This is a genomic window from Streptomyces sp. NPDC052114 (assembly GCF_040680155.1).
Taxonomy (GTDB): Bacteria; Actinomycetota; Actinomycetes; order Streptomycetales; family Streptomycetaceae; genus Streptomyces.
The window spans coordinates 1-15,315 of record NZ_JBFAWC010000016.1 but is presented as its reverse complement, the minus strand read 5'-3'; the positions used below and the strand labels follow the sequence as shown (position 1 = coordinate 15,315).

At 71.8% G+C, this 15,315-nt stretch carries 12 protein-coding genes; 7 read left to right on the top strand and 5 right to left on the bottom strand.

Annotation, left to right across the window (positions count from 1 at the left end; genetic code table 11):
- The first annotated feature begins 51 nt into the window (after window positions 1-51).
- From AB0L89_RS30530 to AB0L89_RS30505, 6 genes are read left to right on the top strand one after another with little or no spacing between them, the layout of a single operon-like run.
- Complete coding sequence (locus AB0L89_RS30530; RefSeq protein WP_365148382.1) at window positions 52-1,560, top strand: sugar ABC transporter ATP-binding protein; 1,509 nt, start codon at window positions 52-54, stop codon at window positions 1,558-1,560.
- Window positions 1,557-2,561 (top strand): ABC transporter permease, encoded by a 1,005-nt coding sequence (locus AB0L89_RS30525; protein ID WP_365147946.1) that lies wholly within the window; start codon window positions 1,557-1,559, stop codon window positions 2,559-2,561. The genes AB0L89_RS30530 and AB0L89_RS30525 overlap by 4 nt, the downstream gene beginning before the upstream one ends.
- Entirely contained in the window at window positions 2,558-3,568 is a 1,011-nt protein-coding gene (locus AB0L89_RS30520; RefSeq protein ID WP_365147943.1) for an ABC transporter permease, read from the top strand. Before AB0L89_RS30525 ends, AB0L89_RS30520 begins: the two co-directional genes overlap by 4 nt.
- Window positions 3,565-4,767 (top strand): substrate-binding domain-containing protein, encoded by a 1,203-nt coding sequence (locus tag AB0L89_RS30515; RefSeq protein ID WP_365147940.1) that lies wholly within the window; start codon window positions 3,565-3,567, stop codon window positions 4,765-4,767. The genes AB0L89_RS30520 and AB0L89_RS30515 overlap by 4 nt, the downstream gene beginning before the upstream one ends.
- The gene (locus tag AB0L89_RS30510) at window positions 4,764-5,648 is read left to right on the top strand and encodes a sugar phosphate isomerase/epimerase family protein (RefSeq protein ID WP_365147938.1); all 885 of its coding nucleotides are present in this window, start codon (window positions 4,764-4,766) and stop codon (window positions 5,646-5,648) included. The genes AB0L89_RS30515 and AB0L89_RS30510 overlap by 4 nt, the downstream gene beginning before the upstream one ends.
- A 50-nt stretch (window positions 5,649-5,698) precedes the next feature.
- Window positions 5,699-8,839, top strand: coding sequence for a ThuA domain-containing protein (locus AB0L89_RS30505; RefSeq protein WP_365147935.1), 3,141 nt, complete (start codon window positions 5,699-5,701; stop codon window positions 8,837-8,839).
- 105 nt (window positions 8,840-8,944) lie between these two features.
- On the opposite strand, the gene AB0L89_RS30500 is transcribed toward AB0L89_RS30505, so the two are convergent.
- The gene (locus AB0L89_RS30500) at window positions 8,945-10,132 is read right to left on the bottom strand and encodes an aminoglycoside phosphotransferase family protein (RefSeq protein ID WP_365147932.1); all 1,188 of its coding nucleotides are present in this window, start codon (window positions 10,130-10,132) and stop codon (window positions 8,945-8,947) included.
- A gap of 235 nt (window positions 10,133-10,367) precedes the next feature.
- On the opposite strand from AB0L89_RS30500, the gene AB0L89_RS30495 reads away from it, so the two are divergent.
- Window positions 10,368-11,861, top strand: a complete 1,494-nt coding sequence (locus AB0L89_RS30495) for a hypothetical protein (protein WP_365147929.1) — start codon at window positions 10,368-10,370, stop codon at window positions 11,859-11,861.
- Between the two features lie 78 nt (window positions 11,862-11,939).
- Here AB0L89_RS30495 and AB0L89_RS30490 read toward each other — a convergent pair whose 3' ends face one another.
- The 4 genes from AB0L89_RS30490 to AB0L89_RS30475 all read right to left on the bottom strand — a co-directional run.
- Complete coding sequence (locus AB0L89_RS30490) at window positions 11,940-13,352, bottom strand: SpoIIE family protein phosphatase (protein ID WP_365147926.1); 1,413 nt, start codon at window positions 13,350-13,352, stop codon at window positions 11,940-11,942.
- Window positions 13,353-13,680: 328 nt separating this feature from the next.
- Window positions 13,681-13,998, bottom strand: a complete 318-nt coding sequence (locus AB0L89_RS30485; RefSeq protein ID WP_365147923.1) for a hypothetical protein — start codon at window positions 13,996-13,998, stop codon at window positions 13,681-13,683.
- Between the two features lie 77 nt (window positions 13,999-14,075).
- Window positions 14,076-14,720 carry a response regulator transcription factor gene (locus AB0L89_RS30480; RefSeq protein WP_365147921.1) on the bottom strand — a complete coding sequence of 215 codons (645 nt, stop codon included), beginning with the start codon at window positions 14,718-14,720 and terminating at the stop codon, window positions 14,076-14,078.
- A gap of 47 nt (window positions 14,721-14,767) precedes the next feature.
- Window positions 14,768-15,315 (bottom strand): ATP-binding protein (locus AB0L89_RS30475; RefSeq protein WP_365147918.1); only part of this gene is annotated, 548 nt, incomplete at its 5' end.

Below are 15,315 nucleotides of genomic sequence, written 5' to 3'. Positions count from 1 at the left end.
CCGAAGGAGCCGAGGGTGCAGGCGATACAGGCAAGGCAGATGAATCAGGCGATGCTGACGATGCGCGGAATCTCCAAGAGCTTCCTGGGGGTGCGCGTACTGCACGGCGTCCCGCTCGACCTGGAGGCGGGCGAAGTGCACGCGCTCGTCGGCGAGAACGGCGCCGGCAAGTCGACCCTGATGAAGATCCTCGCGGGCGAACACGTCCCGGACGAGGGCACCATCACGCTCGACGGCGAGGAGCGCCGCTTCACGCACCCCGCGCAGGCCCAGGCCGCCGGGATCGGCATCATCCACCAGGAGTTCGCGCTCCTCGCCCACCGCACCGTCGCCGAGAACGTCTTCCTCGGCCGCGAACCGACCCGCCGCGGCCTCGTCGACCGCCGCGCGATGGAGACGCGCACCGCCCAACTCCTCGACGAGGTGGGCGTGTCGGGCATCACCCCGCGCACGTACGTCCGCGAGCTGTCCGTCGCACGCCAGCAGACCGTCGAGATCGTCAAGGCGCTCGCCTCCGACGTCCGCGTGCTCGTCATGGACGAGCCGACCGCGCCCCTCGCCGACCACGAGGCGGGCCTCCTGCACGCCCTCGTCCGCCGCCTCGCGGACCGCGGCCTCGGCATCCTGTACATCTCGCACCGGCTGCGCGAGGTCTTCGACCTGTCGCGGCGCATCACCGTCCTCAAGGACGGCCGCCACGTGACGACGGTGCCCACCGAGCGCACGGACGCCGACCAGGTCGTACGCGCCATGGTCGGCCGGGAGCTCGGCGCCTACTACCCGCCGCGGGCCCGCCCCGAGGACCTCGGCGACGTCCGTCTGGCCGTGCGCGGCGGCGGCAACGGCCGCCTCAAGGACATCGACCTGACCCTGCGCGCGGGCGAGGTCACCGGCATCGCGGGCCTGCAGGGCTCCGGACGCACGTCCCTGGCGCGGGCCCTGTTCGGGGCGGCGCCGTTCACCGAGGGCGAGATGACCGTCGACGGCACCGCCCTGCGCCCCGCGAACCCCCGCCAGGCCATCCGCGCGGGCATCGCCCTGGTCACCGAGGACCGCAAGGCCGAAGGGCTCGCCCTGCGCCAGTCCGTGCGCGACAACGCCCTCCTCGTCACCCGGGCCGTCCCCGCCCGCGAACGCCCGCCCGGCGCCGTCGAGTTGACCGCGCTCCTGGAGCGCGTACGACTGCACGCCCGCGGCGAGGACCAGCAGGCCCAGTACCTCTCCGGCGGCAACCAGCAGAAGGTCGTCATCGCCAAATGGCTCGCCGCGCGCCCCCGCGTGCTGCTCTTCGACGAACCGACCCGGGGCGTCGACGTGGGTGCCAAGGCCGCCATCCACACCCTCGTCCGCGACCTCGCCCGCGAGGGGCTCGCCGTCCTCATCGTCTCCTCCGAACTGCCCGAGCTGATCGGCATGAGCGACCGGATCCTCGTCATGGCCGAGGGCCGCGTCACCGGTGAACTCCCGCCGGGCGCCGCCGAGGAGGACGTGATGCGCCTCGCCACCGGACACCCCGCGCGGCCCGGGACCGACAAGGCCGCACAGGAAGGAGCCGCATGACCGGCACCGCCGTCGCGCCGCCGCCCACCGTCAAGTCCGGCACGGCGCGCCGCACCCGCCTCGCCGACCCGGCCGTCGGCGTATGGCTGGCCGCCCTCGTCGTCACCGCGCTCGGCTGGATCGTCGTCGCGGCGCGCGGCGGCGACTTCCTCACGCTCTCCAACGTCGTCGGGATCCTGCAGAACTGCGTCGCCCTCGGCCTCGTCGCCGTCGGTCAGACCGCCGTCATCCTGAGCGGCTCCCTCGACCTGTCGGTGGCGTACCTCATCAGCCTCGGCACCCTCGTCGCCGCCACCACCATGGAGGACGGCGGTGTCGTCACGGCGATCCTCGCCGTGCTCGCCCTCTCGGCGGCCGTCGGCCTCGCCAACGGCCTCATCGTCACCGGCCTCAAGGTCAACGCCTTCATCGCCACCCTCGGCACCGCGTTCATCCTGCGCGGCTGGATCGAGGACAACTACACGGGACCGGCGGGCAAGGTCACCGCCTCCTTCCAGCACCTCGGCTACGACCGCGTCGGTCCCGTCCCCGTCTCGCTGTTCCTGCTGCTCGCCGTCGCCGCCGCGCTCTGGGTGATCACCCGCCGCACCCGCTTCGGCCACCACCTCTACGCCACCGGCGGCGACGAGCACGCGGCCCGGCTGTCCGGCGTGCGCACCCGCCGCACCGTGATCGCCGCGCACGTCCTGTGCTCGCTGTGCGTGGGCGCCGCCGCGCTGTTCCTCGCCGCGCGGCTCGGCGCGGGCGCGCCCTGGGCGGGCACCGAGGCCCGCTACGACCTGGAGTCGATCGCCGCCGTCGTCCTCGGCGGCACGGCCCTCGCGGGCGGGCGCGGGGGAGTGGTCGGCACCCTCGGCGGCGTCCTCGTCCTCGCGGTCCTCGACTCGGTGTTCAACCAGCTCGGCGTCGACCCGTTCTTCAAGAACGTCGTCCGCGGCGTCGTCATCATCGCCGCCGTCGCCCTCTACGCCCGCCGCGGCAGCAGGAGGCAGTCCGCATGACCACCGCAACGGCGACTCCCTCGGTGTACCGGCGCATGGTGCGCTCGCTCGGCACCGGAGCGCCCGTCTACGCGCTGCTCGTCGTGCTGCTCGCCGCCCTCGCGCTCACCGACCCGGGCTTCTACGAACCCGACCGCTTCCTCGCCTTCGTCAAGCGTGCCGCGCCGCTGGTGATCCTCGCGGCCGGCCAGTATCTCGTCATCGTCTGCGGCGAGTTCGACCTCGCCGTGGGGGCGATCGTGACCGCCGGGGTCGTCGCGGCGGCCGAGGTCTACGGCTCGTATCCCGGCGCGCCCTGGCCGCTCGTCGCGCTCGGGCTGCTGTTGGCGGGCGCCCTGGCCGGACTGGTCAACGGGCTGATCACCACGCGGCTGCGCGTCCCGTCCTTCATCACGACCCTCGGCATGATGCTGATCCTCGAAGGCGCCGTCTTCTTCTGGACCGGCGGCTCGCCGCACGGACAGCTGCCCCAGGACTTCCGCCAGTTGGGGCGCGGCACGGCGATGGGCTGGCTGCCCTGGGCGGTCCTCGCCTGCCTCGCCGCGGGCGTGCTCGCGGTGCTGCTCATGCGCTCCGACTTCGGCCGCACCCTGATCGCCACCGGCGACGGCGAGCGCGCCGCCGCCCTCGCCGGGGTCCGGGTGCACCGCGTCCGCGTCATCGCCTTCGTCCTCTCCGGCATCGCCGCCGCGCTCGCCGCCGTCCTCGTCGGCGGCTTCTCCGGGGTGTCCGCGCAGGCGGGGCGCGGCTACGAGTTCGAGGCGATCACCGCCGTGGTCCTCGGCGGCGTCGTGCTGGGCGGCGGGCGCGGCAGCGTCGTCGCCGCGATGGCCGGCGCCTTCTCGCTCCAGGCCCTGTTCACGCTGCTCAACCTGCGGGGCGTGTCCGGCGCCCTGGAGTCCACCGTCCAGGGCGTCATCGTCATCGCCGCCGTCGGCATCGGCGCCGCCGACTGGTCCCGGCCGCGCCGCCGCCGTACCCACTCCTCGGGAGGGACACCCTCATGATCCGCAGACGCACCCTCGCGTCGGCCGCCGTCCTGCTGACGGGCGCGCTGCTCACCTCGTGCTCCAGCGACACCCCGCCCGACGCGCCCGCCGCGGCGAGCCGGAGCGACGACAGCGGCGGTGACAAGCCGTCGAAGTTCTTCCGACAGGACGAGTACGAGCGTCAGTTGGCGCTCGCGGAGCAGACCCCGCAGGGGCCGGCGGACAAGCCCTGGGAGCAGATGCTCGAACCGAGGATGACGAGCACGGCCCCGTACAAGAAGAAGGGCTCGGGCGGCGTCCACCTCTGCTTCTCCAACGCCGGGGTCTTCAACCCCTGGCGGCAGGTCGGCCTGAAGAACATGAAGGCCGAGGTGAAACTGCACGAGGAGATCACCGACTTCACCGTCCTGGACGCGCAGGGCAAGGACGACAAGCAGATCTCCGACATCCAGGAACTCGCCGGCGACAAGGACTGCGACGCGCTCATCGTCTCGCCGAACACCACCGCCACCCTCACCCCCGCCGTGAAGGAGGCCTGCGGGAAGCTGCCCGTCATCGTCTTCGACCGCGGGGTGGAGACGGACTGTGCGGTCACCTTCGTCAACCCGATCGGCGGGTACGGCTACGGCGCGGTGGCCGCCGACTTCCTCGTCGACGAGGTGAAGCCCAAGGGCAAGATCCTCGCCCTGCGCATCTCGCCCGGCGTCGACGTCCTGGAGACCCGCTGGTCCGCCGCGAAACTCGCTTTCGACAAGAGCGAACTCGACGTGGTGGACGTGAAGTTCACCGACGGCGACCCCGCGAGGACCAAGTCGGTCGTCGCCGACGCGATCTCCCGCCACGGCTCCGTCGACGGCGTGTGGATGGACTCCGGCGCCACCGCGGTCGCCGCCGTCGAGGCCTTCGAGGACGCGGGCGTGGACGTGCCGCCGATCACCGGCGAGGACCAGCAGGACTTCCTCCAGGCGTGGAAGGACAAGAAGCTCACCGCGATCGCCCCCACTTATCCGACCTTCCAGTGGCGCACGCCCGTCATCGCCGCGCTGCGCGTCCTCGACGGCAAGCAGGTCCCCAAGGAGTGGAAGCTGCCGCAGCCCACCGTCACGCAGGCCAACCTCGACGAGTACCTCCGGGACGGCATGCCCCCGCTGCACTACGCGATGTGCGGCTGCCAGAAGCTGCCGGGCTTCCCCGAGGACTGGGGAGGCAAGAAGTGACGTCCCGCCACCACGCCCCCGCATGGCAGGTGGGCGCCAACCCCTGGATCTGGCACTCGCCCGTCACCACCGAGGCCCTCACCGAGACCCTGCCGCGCCTCGCGCACTGGGGCTTCGACTGCGTGGAACTCCCGCTGGAGAACCCCGACGACTGGGATCCGGCGGCCGCCGCCAAGCTCCTGGACGCCACCGGCCTCGCCCCGGCCGCCGTCGTCGCCGTCATGTCCGACGGGCGCAACCTCGTCCGCGCCGACCTGACCACGGCCCGTGCCACCCAGGACTACCTGCGCCGCTGTGTCGACGCGGCCCACGCGGTGGGGGCTCCCGTCGTGGCGGGGCCCGTGTACGCGCCGGTCGGGCGGACCTGGCGCATCGACCGCGCCGCGCGCACGGCGGCTTACGAGGAGTGGCGCGCCCACCTCGCCCCGGTCGCCGCGTACGCGTCCCGCGCCGGGGTCCGCATCGCCGTCGAACCCCTCAACCGCTACGAGACGAGCCTGTTCAACACCGTCGCCCAGACCCTCGAAGCGCTCGAAGGCCTGCCCGAGGACGTGGTCGGCATCGCCCTGGACACGTACCACCAGAACATCGAGGAGCACTCGCTGCCCGAGGCCGTCCGCGCCGCCGCGGGCCGCATCGGGCACGTCCAGGTGTGCGCCAACGACCGCGGCGCGCCCGGCGCCGACCACCTCGACTGGCCCGGCTTCCTGGCCGCCCTGGGCGCGGCGGAGTACCGAGGGGCCCTGTGCATCGAGTCGTTCACGGCCCACAACGACGCGATCGCCGTGGCCGCCTCCGTCTGGCGCCCACTGGCCCGCAGCCAGGACGCGCTCGCCACCGACGGCCTCTCCTTCCTGCGCCGCGCCCTCGCGGCCCGCTGATCTTCCGGCATCCGGCACCCGCATCCCGTCCACACAGAGAGGACCACCTGATGGGCTGTCATGCTCGTGACATAAGAGGGCTGAGAGGCCTGCGCAGAGGGCTCGTCGCCCTCGTCGCGGCGCTGCTCCTCACCGCGGGCTTCCTGCCCGGCACCGGAGCCACCGCCGCCGACCGGGCCCCCGCCTTCCGCGCCCTGCTCTTCACCAAGGCCGTCGGATACGTCCACGACTCCATCCCGGCCGGCATTCAGATGGTCGAGGAGCAGGCCGCGGCGAACAACTTCGAGGTCGTCCAGACCGACGACGCCACCGTCTTCGACGACGCGAAGCTCAAGGACTTCGACGTCATCGTCATGCTGCAGAACTCCGGCATGGTCTGGGACACCGAGGCCCAGCGCGAGGCGATGAAGACGTACGTCAAGAGCGGCAAGGGCGTCGTCGCCCTGCACAACACCCTCGACATGGGCGTCGAGGACTCCTTCCCCTGGTGGGACGACCTCATCAACGCCGGCGCCCACATGCCCGCCCACTCACCGGGCGTCCTCAAGGGCACCGCCAAGGTCGCCGACCGCGCGCACCCCTCCACCAAGGGCCTGCCCGAGCGCTGGGAGCGCCCGGAGGAGTGGTACAACTTCGACAAGAACCCCCGGGGCGACGTACACGTCCTGGTCACCGCCGACGAGACGACGTACGACCCCGGTGGCTCCGCGATGGGTGCCGACCACCCCATCTCCTGGTGCCGCAACGCCGAGGGCGGCAAGGTCTGGGCCACTGCCATGGGCCACGACAAGGCCTCCTACGGCGAGCCCGCCTTCCGTGAGCACGTCCTCGGCGGCATCAAGTGGGCGGCGGGCAACGCGCCGGGCGACTGCGGCGGCACCGTCTGGTCCGGCTACGAGAAGACCGCCCTCGACGACAACACCGCCGACCCCATGGAGCTCGACGTCGCCAAGGACGGCAAGGTCTTCTACGTCCAGCGCAGCGGCGAGGTGAAGGTCTTCGACCCCACGACCCACTCCACCTCCACCGCGGGCAAGCTCGACGTCTACACCGGCGGCGAGGACGGCCTGGTCGGCATGGAGCTCGACCCGAAGTTCGCCGACAACCGCTGGATCTACCTCTACTACGCGCCCGCGAAGGCCACCGACGACGTCAACCGCCTCTCCCGCTTCACGGTCAAGAAGGACAACACCCTCGACCTCGCCAGCGAGAAGAAGCTCCTCGACGTCCCCGCCTACCGCGACCGGACCTTCCCCGAGCCCGGACACACCGGCGGCGCCGTCGAGTTCGGACCGAACCGCACCCTGTACCTGGGCGTCGGCGACGACACCCCGCCCAACCTCGACCCGGCCTGGCAGGGCTACGCCCCGCTGGACTGGCGCCCCGGCAAGCAGATGCTGGACGCCGCCCGCACCGCGGGCAACACCAACGACCTGCGCGGCAAGATCCTGCGCATCAAGCCGACCGACTCCGGCGGCTACACCATCCCCCAGGGCAACCTCTTCAAGAAGGGCACGCCCAAGACCCGCCCCGAGATCTACGCGATGGGCTTCCGCAACCCGTTCCGCTTCACCGTCGACCCCAAGAACGGCTACGTCCACGCCTCCGACTACGGCCCCGACCGCGGCGGCCCGACCACCGAGCGCGGCCCCGAGGGCCTCGTCGAGGTCAACGTCATCAAGAAGGCGGGCAACTTCGGCTGGCCCTTCTGCCACGGCGACAACCAGGCGTACGCCCCCTACGACCCCGACACCCAGAAGGCGGGCGCCAAGTTCGACTGCGCCAAGCCCACCAACCCCTCGCCCAACAACACGGGCCTCAAGGACCTGCCGCCCCTCCAGCAGCCCGACATCTGGTACGGCTACGGCACCTCCAAGGAGTTCCCCGAGATGGGCTCCGGCGGCTCCGCGCCCATGAGCGGGCCCGTCTACCACTACGACCCGAAGAACCCCTCCAAGACGAAGTTCCCCGCCTACTTCGAGGGCGCCAACTTCTTCTACGAGTGGGCGCGCGACTCGGTCAAGGAGATCCGCTTCGACAAGGACGGCAAGCTCCTCAAGATCAACGACTTCCTGAAGTCCGCCAAGTTCGCCAAGCCCATGGACATGACCTTCGGTCCGGACGGCTCGCTCTACGTCCTGGAGTGGGGCAGCGAGTTCGGCGGCGGCAACAACGACTCCGGGCTCTACCGCATCGACTACGCCCAGGGACAGCGCATCCCGCTCGCCAAGGCCAAGGCGTCCGCCACCAACGGCCCCGTCCCCCTGAAGGTCGACTTCTCCAGCGCCGGCAGCACGGACCCCGACGGTGACTCCCTCGCCTACGCCTGGGACTTCGACGGCGACGGCACCTACGACTCGACCGAGGCGAACCCCTCCCACACCTACACCGCCAAGGGGAACTTCAACGCCCAGCTGAAGGTCACCGACTCCAGCGGCAAGTCCGGCTACGCCAACATCCCCGTCACGGCGGGCAACACGGCGCCGAAGGTGACCATCGAGACCCCCGTCGACGGCAAGCTCATCGACTTCGGCGACAAGATCCCGTACAAGGTGAAGGTCACCGACCCCGAGGACGGCACCATCGACTGCTCCAAGGTGACCGTGAACCCCGCCCTCGGCCACGACGACCACGAGCACCCCACCACCGACATCCCCGGCTGCGAGGGCACCGTCGACACCGGTGACCTGGGCGGTCACCCGGAGGGCGCCGACCTCACCTACGTCCTCAACGCGAAGTACACCGACAAGGGCGGCGACGGCGTCAGCGCCCTGACCGGCTACGGCCGTTCGGTGCTCCAGCCCAAGCACAAGCAGGCCGAGTACCGCGACGACCAGTCGGGCACCCGGATCGTGTCGCAGGAGGGCGCCGAGAACGGCAAGCGCATCGGTGACATCAGCGACGGCGACTGGATCGCCTACAGCCCGATGAGCGTCGAGGGCGTCGGCGAGGTCAGCTACAAGCTGTCGTCGCCCTATGGCGTCGGTTCCGTCGAACTGCGCGCGGACACCGCCGACGGCAAGCTGCTCGCCACGACGCCCGTGCCCGACACCGGCGGCTGGGACACCTATCGGTCCACGCCCGCGGTCCCGGTCGAGGCACTGACCGGAACGCACAAGCTGTACCTGGTCTTCAGGTCGCCCCAGGACAATTCCTTCGACGTGGACGCGGTGCAGTTCTCCACGTCATAGGCACGGCGTCATAAGCGTCACGTCATAGTCCTGGGGAAGTGCCAGAGGCATACGAAGGTCCGCGGTGCGCCACTGCTCAGGGCGCACCGCGGACCGCCGTCCCCGTCAGCGAGTGCCGACCGCCGCTCGCACGGCCCGGCGGGCCAGCTGGCAGTCGTCGTGCAGCCGCCTGAGCAGCAGCCGCTGTTCCTCGCCGGACGGCGCAGCACCGGGATGGGCCGGGCCCGGTGCCGCCGGGGCCGATTCGTGCATCGAACGCTGCACGGCCGTTTCGTACGTACGGATCTCGCGGGTCAGCACCAGCATCAGGTTGACCAGGAACGCGTCGCGTGCCGCCGGGCCCGCCGACTGCGCGAGCTGGCTGATCTCGCGCCGCGCCACCGGGGCGTCACCGAGGACCGACCACAGCGTGGCCAGGTCGTACCCCGGCAGATACCAGCCCGCGTGCTCCCAGTCGACCAGGACGGGCCCGGCGGGCGAGAGCAGGATGTTCGACAGCAGGGCGTCGCCGTGGCAGAACTGCCACATGGCCTGGTGGCCGCCGCCCTGGTGCCCGACCGAGTGCGCGATGCCGTGCAGCAGCTTCTGGAGGTCGCCCATGTCGCGGTCCGTCAGCAGGCCCAGCTCGTGGAAGCGGGAGATCTTCCTGCCGTAGTCCATCGGCCTGCCGAACATCTCCGTCGGCGGCCGCCACTGGTTCAGGCGGCAGACGGAGCCGAGCGCCGCCCGGATGTCCGCCCGGGGCGGTGCCTCCAGCGGGTGCCGGGTCAGCGCCGCCACGCGTCCCGGCATGCGCTCGATCACCAGCGTGCAGTCGTCGGGGTCGGCGGCGATGAGCCGCGGCGCCCGGACCGGCGGACGGTGCCGGACGAACGACCGGTACGCCGCTATTTCGTGCCTGATCCGCTCGGCCCACACAGGTGAGTGATCGAGTAAACACTTGGCGACGGCGGTGCTGCGCCCTGCCGTGCCGACGATCAGTACGGTGCGGCCGCTTCTGCGCAGCACCTGCACGGGGTGGAACTCCGGACAGATGCGGTGCACCGAGGCGATCGCGGTGCGCAGCTGCGCCCCCTGGGGGCCGGACAAGTCGAGTCTCCCGCTGAGCGGTTGGGCGCCGATCCCCGGCACGCGGCGCGCACGGCCTGCGCCGAGCTGCGTGGACGAGGGGCGCACCGGCTCCAGATAGGGGCCGTTCCCCGCGGCGGGGGACACCTCGCGGGTCCGGGGGACCGGAGGGCGCGGGTGGAGCGGCCGGGGCGGGGCGGACACGGAGGACGATGCTGCGTACATGGGCGATACAGATCCCTTCGTGTGCCTGCGAGTTGCGTGCGCCTCCCGGCCCGATCGCTTTCGGGTGCACCCTGGGGAGTGCCTTGCGGCGACCGGGTCGGGGTGGCGCACTCCTACCTGACACCCGTCGTCCCCTGGCACACCATGTGGCGCACCCTGGCGAACCCTGGCGAATAGTCGCTCAGCAACTGACAGAGGGTTACTGTCAACTCAGCCGAGAACCTGGGGGCTTGACGTGAACGGACAACCCAATACCCGCCTCTCGGACCTGTTCGGCCTGGCCGGCTGGTCCAAAGGGGAGCTCGCGAGACTGGTGAACAGGCAGGCGGCGGCCATGGGCCACCCCCAACTGGCCACCGACACCTCGCGGGTGAGGCGGTGGATCGACATGGGGGAGATCCCGCGCGATCCCGTGCCTCGGGTGCTGGCTGTTCTGTTCACCGAGCGTCTCGGCCGTGTCGTGACCACTGAGGATCTAGGCCTGGTCCGGCACGGGCGCGTTGGGAAGCGACGCGGCGACGGGAGTGTGGAGCACCCCGACGGCGTGCCGTGGGCGCCCGAGCGGACAGCCGCGGTCCTCACCGAATTCACGGGAATGGACCTCATGCTCAACCGACGCGGCTTGGTGGGCGCGGGCGCTGCGCTTGCCGCAGGCTCCGCACTCAGCAGCGCCATGCACGACTGGCTGCACACCGATCCGGCCCTCGCGGCCGACGCCCCCCGTCTCGACGATCCCCTGCACGCCGACCCCGCCGGGTTCGACCGCTACGAGGCCGCCCCCATCGGGTCGCAGGAGATCGAGGAACTGGAGCGCTCGGTCGAGGTGTTCCGCGCCTGGGACGCGGCCCGCGGAGGCGGGCTCCAGCGCAAGGCCGTGGTGGGCCAGCTCAACGAAGTGGGCGGCATGCTCGCCTACCGACACCCCGACCATCTCCAGCGGCGCCTGTGGGGCGTCGCTGCCAACCTCGCCGTGCTCGCCGGCTGGATGTCGCACGACGTCGGCCTGGAGCCCACGGCGCAGAAGTACTTCGTCATCGCGGCGCACGCGGCCCGCGAGGGCGGCGACCGCCCGCGCGCCGGGGAGGCCCTGTCCCGGGCCGCGCGCCAGATGGTGCACCTCGGCAAGCCGGACGACGCCCTCGACCTGATGAAGCTCGCCAAGTCGGGCGCGGGCGAGGAGGCACTGCCCCGCACCCAGGCGATGCTGTACACCATCGAGGCCTGGGCACAGGCGTCGATGGGACGCGGCCAGGCCATGCGGCGCACCCTCGGCCTCGCCGAGGACCTCTTCGTGTCGGACAAGGGGGACGTGCCGCCGCCGAGCTGGATGCAGATGTTCGACGAGGCGGATCTGCACGGCATGCAGGCCCTGGCCTACCGCACCCTCGCCGACCACGACCCGGCCGCGGCGAACACCGCGCAGCGCCACGCCAGGGAGGCGATCGAGCTGCGGGCCAAGAACCGCGACCGGTCGCAGATCTTCGACTACATCTCGCTGGCGTCGGCCTGCTTCATCGCCGACGACCCGGAACAGGCCGACCGGTACGCCCGGCTGGCGCTGGTGTCGATGCGGGCCAACTCCTCGCACCGCACCTGGGACCGGCTGCGCGAGATGTACCGGCTGACGGCGCAGTACGCCGGGTATCCCAAGATCCAGGACCTGCGCGAGGAGATCAAGCTCGCGCTGCCGAAGGGTCCCAAGGGGGCGGGGAGGACGGCAAGGGCGTAGTACGCAACGAGAAGGACCGGTACACGCGCGTCCGCACCGCCCTCGGGCGGCGGGTGAGCGGGCCGCTTCGCGGTGTGCTCAGATACGCGCGATCAACAGGCAGGCGTCGTCCTCGCGCGGAGCCTCGCCGTGCTCCTCGACGACGGTCCGCACGCAGTCCTGCGCCGTACGCTCCTCGGTGAAGCGAGGGGCGAGGGACAGCAGCAGGTCCGTCGCCGTCTCTCTGTCGCTCCGTGGCACCAGGCCGTCGGTGTGCAGCAACAACAGGTCTCCTGGCCGCAGTTGCTCATCGGCCTGCTCGTACGTCGCGCCGGAGGCGGCGCCGAGGAGCACGCCCTGCGGAGGTGTCAGCGCGCGCCCCGTCCCGTCGCGGAACAGCAGCGGGGCGGGGTGGCCGGCCTGGGCCCAGGTGAGGATGTGCGTGGCGGGGTCGTAGCGACAGCAGACGGCGCTGCCGAGGGCGGGCTGGACGGTGGCGTCCAGCAACTGGTTCAGCCAGCCCATGAGCTGGCCCGGCGGTGAGCCCGCCACCGCCATGCCGCGCAGCGCGCCGAGCAGCATCGCCATGCCGGAGGTGACGGTGACGCCGTGCCCGGTGAGGTCGCCGACGCTCAACAGCGTCTTGCCGTCCGCCAGTTGCATCGCGTCGTACCAGTCTCCGCCGATGAGGGAGCTGGTCGAGGAGGGGAGGTAGTGGGCGGCGAGGTCGAGCTGGCCGGGGCCGCCGTGCGGCAGACGCAGCGAGCCGCCCCAGGGCGGCAGGACGGCCTCCTGGAGCTCGACCGCGAGACGGTGCTCGGTGCGTGCGATGTCGTGGTGGCGCTGGAGCGAGTCACGGGTCTCGCGCACCACGCGCTGGCTGCGGCGCAGCTCGCTGATGTCCCGCAGGACCGCCCACATGGAAGCGGTGGAGCCGTCGGAGGCGAGGACGGGCTCGCCCATCATGTGCACCTGGCGTACGCGCCCGTCGGGCCGCAGGATGCGGAACTCTCCGTCGATGGGTTTGCCGTCGATGAGGCAGTCCGTGACCATCGTGGTCAGCTGGGGCTGGTCGTCGGTGTGCACCAGCGAAGGGAGTTCGTCCAGGGAGAGCGGGGGAGCGGCCGGGTCGCGGCCGAGGATCTGGTAGAGCTCGCCGGACCAGCTGGCCTCGTCGGTGAGCAGGTTCCATTCGGCGCTGCCCACCCGGCTGAGGAGCGAGTCGTCGTGCGGTTCCGGGGCGGTGGGGATCAGGGCGGGCTCGCCGCCCGTGCCCGGCGGGCCGTCCCGCAGCTGGGCGAAGTGCGTGTCGAGGTCGTTGAGCTGATGGACCGCCAGGTCGCACAGGGCGCGCTGCCAGCGGCCCGCGGGGTCCCCGCCGTCGCTCGCGGCGTCGCGTCGCACGGCGTCGACCTCGCCCCGCAGCCGACGTGTCTGCGAGATCAGCGCGTCGACCGTGCCGCGCTCGGGCGGCTGGGCGGCGGCGTGGTCCGCGAAGACATGGGACGGCATGGGGTGCTCCGATGAGGATGCGGTGCGACCAGCTTGACGGGTGGTGGACCGCTAATGACTTTCGCACAGCCGAAGGGGGCCTGTAAGGGATTTGGCAACACACGATGCGGTGGTGCTTCTGGCATATGCCTTTGGCTTGCGGATATTCCGTGCCCAGAAGCGGGAGTCTATGGGGGAACGGTGAAGAAAGCGTAGAGGGCCGCATCGGATTGTGGTGGTCCGAGGAGGGAGTTGGGGTGACACGGCGGACGCTCCGCGTCGGTCGGCAGGGGGCGCGGCGGCGGAGACGGGGAGCGCGCCGGGTGAGAACGGCGCGAATTGCACTCCGTCAGCCTGCCGGGCGCCGGGCCGGGCAGTGGTGGTCGTACGCGTGCGTCTCGTTCCCCTGCGCGTCGAGCAGATGGAAGCAGTCGCCGTTGGCCCACACCGCGACGAGGCCGGGCCGGTGGTCGACGTGGAAAGGCTCGTCCTTGTGCGCTGTCCCGCTCCATGAACCGTCGGCCGCGGACGAGTGCGTGACGACGACACGGGTCTCCTTCGGCGGGACCCGGTCGACCTCGGCCCAAGGTTCGACGGTCAGCTCCAGCGGCTCCTCGCCGTCGTTGCCCACCGACAGACGTGCGGCTCTCCCCGTGAACGTGCCCATCGCTCCCCGCTGCCCCGATGCCGTACGACCCGCCCGTGCCCGTCCCCGTCCCTCACGGGCGGGGGACTCCCCGCCCCTCAGGACCGCAGATACCGAATGACCGCCAGCACACGGCGGTTGTCGTCGTGCGAGGCGGGCAGGCCGAGCTTGTCGAAGACCGCCGCCACATGCTTCTCCACCGTGCCGGGCGACACGAAGAGCGCCTGGGCGATCGCCGCGTTGGAGCGGCCCTCCGCCATCAACGAGAGCACCTCGCGCTCCCGTTCGGTCAGCGGCGCCAGTTCCGCCGCGCGCCGCCCGGCCCCGGCCAGCTGCGTGACCACCTCGGGGTCCAGCGCGGTGCCGCCCGCCGCGACCCGCTCCAGCGCGTCCGTGAACTCCGCGACGTTCGCCACCCGGTCCTTGAGCAGATAGCCGACGCCCGCCGAGCCCGCCGCCAGCAGCCGGGTCGCGTACTTCGTCTCGACGTACTGGGAGAAGAGCAGCACTCCCGTGCCCGGGTGCGCGCCGCGGATGTCGATGGCCGCGCGCAGGCCCTCGTCCGTGTGGGTCGGCGGCATCCGGATGTCGACCACGGTGACGTCCGGGCGGTGCGCGGCGACCGCCTCGCGCAGGGCGTCGGCGTCCCCCACGGCGGCGCAGATCTCGTGCCCGCGCTCGGCGAGCATCTGGGCCAGCAACTCCCGCAGTACGGCGGCGTCCTCGGCGATCACGACACGCATGGCCCGCATGGTCTCACGCGTGCTCCCACCTGCGCTCCCCGGTGCGGTCACGCGTGCAGCGGCAGCTCGACGGCGACGGTCGTGGGCCCGCCCTCGGGGCTGTGGACGTCGATGCGCCCGTCGACCGTGCGGACCCGCTGCGCGAGCCCGGACAGTCCGCTGCCCCCGCCGGGCGCCGCGCCGCCCCGGCCGTCGTCGGTGACCCGGAGCGTCAGCAGCCCGTCCCGCTGGCCGACGTCGATCGTGGCCCGCCGCGCCCCGCTGTGCTTGATGACGTTCGTCAGGAGCTCGGCGGCGCAGAAGTACGCGATGGTCTCGATCGCCGGGGTGGGCCGGCGCGGCACGTCCGCCGACAGCTCGACCGGCACCGTGCTGCGCGCGGCGAGCGTGGCGAGGGCGTCGGGCAGGCCGTCGTCGAGGGCGGGCGGATGGATGCCGCGGGCCAGGTCGCGGAGTTCGGTGAGCGCCTCGGTGGCGTTGCGGTGCGCGCCGTCGACGAGCTGCCGTGCGGGGTGGGCGCGGTCGGGCAGCTCGGCGAGGGAGTTGATGAACGGGCAGCCCCGGTAGGAGATCCTCGGCAGCCCCTCGGCGATGA